Origin of the sequence: Bacteroides reticulotermitis JCM 10512 (assembly GCF_000517545.1) — a bacterium.
GTDB classification, from domain to species: domain Bacteria; phylum Bacteroidota; class Bacteroidia; order Bacteroidales; family Bacteroidaceae; genus Bacteroides; species Bacteroides reticulotermitis.
Window position 1 is genome coordinate 1 of record NZ_BAIV01000071.1, and the last position, 3092, is coordinate 3092.

Annotated in this window: 2 protein-coding genes and 1 pseudogene; all 3 read right to left on the reverse strand. The window is 44.7% G+C overall.

From position 1 onward, the window contains the following. Nucleotides 1-582, reverse strand: a pseudogene (locus tag JCM10512_RS20875) (hypothetical protein); the annotation flags it as partial. A 27-nt stretch (nt 583-609) separates the two neighbouring features. Then, nucleotides 610-1524, reverse strand: a complete 915-nt coding sequence (locus tag JCM10512_RS20880) for a FimB/Mfa2 family fimbrial subunit (protein ID WP_081741595.1) — start codon at nt 1522-1524, stop codon at nt 610-612. Nucleotides 1525-1621: 97 nt separating this feature from the next. Then, nucleotides 1622-2914 (reverse strand): Mfa1 family fimbria major subunit, encoded by a 1293-nt coding sequence (locus JCM10512_RS20885; RefSeq protein ID WP_158332254.1) that lies wholly within the window; start codon nt 2912-2914, stop codon nt 1622-1624. Nucleotides 2915-3092 lie beyond the last annotated feature (178 nt).

A 3092-nucleotide genomic window follows, 5' to 3' on the forward strand; every position in this document is an offset into this window, starting at 1 on the left:
CCCCGTGATATTCATATCCTGACTCACTGCCATATCACCCGTTCCGTTATGCGAAGGAGTTTCACCCCACATGGGAATATCCCGGTAGCTAGAACTAGGGTCTGTACTAGGATCAACGTTCCAATGGGTAATTCCCGAGAGTTGCACTTTTTGCAGCGTAGTGTTTTTCTCCGCTCCCACGGTCACTCCGTCTTGGAAGAGTGCATCGACCTCATCTTTGGCGTTTGCCAATAGAACAAACTTATAACTGTCACCTTTCTTAAGGCGGGTAAAGGTGATCGTGAATTTCTTTTTGTTGCTATCTCCGTTATCCCAGATGTCACTTTCAGGAGCTTGTGACCAGTCAGCCAATTCGTATCGGTTGGTTTGGTATTTAAATGCCAGTACATAGATGCTCGAAACATTGTTCTCATTGGTGGGTTTCAGGCTGTACGTGTTCGCCTTGGTAGGCAGACTCACACTAAAGGTAAGCCGGGTATCTTTGCCGGTTCCCAAAGAGTGGAAGTCGTCCCGATCGGCGGAGCAACCCCAACAGATATAGGCCATTAGCAGAAAGAGTGGCGCATAGAATAATTTTTGCATGATGCTTGTTCGTATTTAGTGGTTCATTTATAGTTCTGTTTCCGTATTATTCAGATCCCATCCGTTGATAGAGACTTCTACGCCCATCTCCGTATTGAATCGCAGGTGGATTTGGTACTCATGGATGTTCTCAAAATCGACTGTCGCACCCTGATCCCGGAGTTTAAGGATCAATTTGATGAGGTTTGCCTCATAGAGTACTTTATCATCTGTAATGTCCGTCAGGCGTAGCACGGGCGTGGGGCGTTGTTCGCTCAGTGCCATCACACGCAGGCAGGCATAGGGTTGGCTATCGTCATCTTTAGCACAAGTCTGTATATAGTCCAACACGCCGCAGTCGGCTGCCGGTGAAGCGTCAAATTGGTAGTCGCCATTGGTATCACGGATACTCAGGCGGTATGTTTTATCCGAAGTTTCAAGACCTTCGGTGGTCACGTCAATGCTATTAGTTAACTGTTGTATCGCAAGGGTAAAGTGGCAATCGGGTCGATCTACCATCGCCTGAGCTTCCATCGCATGAAAGAGGTGTGTGGGGATATGCTCCACGGTTTGCTGCTCGGTTCTTTGCAGCGCAAGCAGGCTTTCTTCAAAAGGGATTGTCTGGTCGTGGTTTAGGGTATAGGATGATTCATGGAGTCCAGCCCAGCAGACAATGCGGTAATCACCATACGCCAAGGGTAGTTCCATGTAGTAAGAGGGGCTCAGTTGCGCTTCATAATCCGTCCACTGACCCAGATAGTTTCCCGTCCGGTCGAATACGAAGAGATCGATACGCTCTATCACTGTGGGATCGATGACCGAAGGGCTGTAAGTGGTACGGTAGGAAAAGTACACCCTTACTTTTTCAGGCGGACAGTCCGAATTATCTTCATGAATGCAGGACGCAGTCAAAAAGAGAAGTACAGCCAAGGTTAAAAGGGAGGACCAAGAATATCGCTTCATCTGTTTTCGTTTTTTTGCTTTCGTATAAAAAGGTTGTTTGATATACGTGCGGGAGGTTAGTCCCGCCCACGTATATACATATAGAATTATCTAAGGATTATTTTCCTGTAAGTTCGCTATCCTGATCGTTTGTTGACCAATCTTCAATATCTATTTCTACCGACAGATTAGTAGGAGCGACAATGGGAACTTCCGGATCAATTGCAACATCTTTTCCCTCACCCAGTCCGTTGATCTTGGTGATGTTTACGGTATAGATCGTATTACGTAATACGTCGAATTTATTTTCTCCCTTAGCAGGGTTAGGGTTCAAGAATACATTGTAATAAGAAAGGCCGCCAATATATTCAGTAAGAGTACCGGTTTTAGCTGAAGCATAAGCTGTGGCTTGATCCTTATCAGAGAAATAGTAGTTTTTACCTTCTACTATCACTCTGTAGAAAATGTCACCGGGGTTAATATCAGCTTCGGTAGTAAGGTTTTCTCCGACCCATCCGTTAATAGTAGTAGGTACGAAAGCCGCTTCTACATGCACATAGGTATGGTCACCTTGCAAGTCACCTAGTGAAGTATTCTCAGTGGTGTAAATAGCTTTAATGTCTTCTGGGTCTGTAACGGTTGATTTATTAACGTTCGTGTAGCTTGTTCCTTTGATAAAATCCGAAAAAACCGTCTGAGACTCGTGGTTCGGGTCAACAAAAGTTGCCGAAGGTAGCGGGAAGAACTTTGTATTCACGTTATGTACGGTAAACTTAAGGTTGTGAAACTTTCCTTCCGGAGCTACTGTTGCAGAGCTGCTTTTTTCTTTCACCACTACTTTAGCCAATAGACGTGCTACAGTTGTTGATACCGTATTCTTGGTATCATAATCCGTAGCATCAGTAGCTACCAGGTCGGCTGTCGTTGTTGTACGGCTAAACATAGCGAAACCATCACTATTCAATGCAGCAGCGGAAGCAACCGTTTGTGCAAACGTACCGGGATTGGTTCCCGCGATTTTTCCAGCCAGTTCCTCAGAGAGGTTAACCCCAACATAGATGTTTTTTGCTCCGGTAGTTGTAGTAATTTCTTTTCCGGTAGCCAGTTTCCAGACAGCAGGATCCGTACTATCCTGAACAAAATCGCCATCATCAACTTTAAAGTTCTCTCTCTTAATAAAAGTTGATCCGCTGTAGATATATACATCTACAGTTTTGATATCAACCTCAGCAGCTGTTGCGTTACCATCAGTAGCGTAAGTTGTTGGCTGTGTAATTGCCAGTGTCATTTTGGTCGGACGTCCGGTATCGATTGTCTCACCGTTGCCTAGATCGTCATTGTTCGAACAGCTACTTAAGCCCAGTGTAAGGGCAGCAGCCATCATCGCTACATACTTGAAATTTTTCATCATTCTCATTTTAAATTAAATAATTGTAATTAATAGTTCAATAATCACTCTATAATGTTCAGTTAACTGCCAGATTTATATTTGTCTACTTCATGCGGCTATACCGCTCCATCTTCCGGTTGTCGGCACGTTTGGTTTTTACCTCCTGTTTGTTACGAGCGGCAGCTTCACTTCCCGCTTG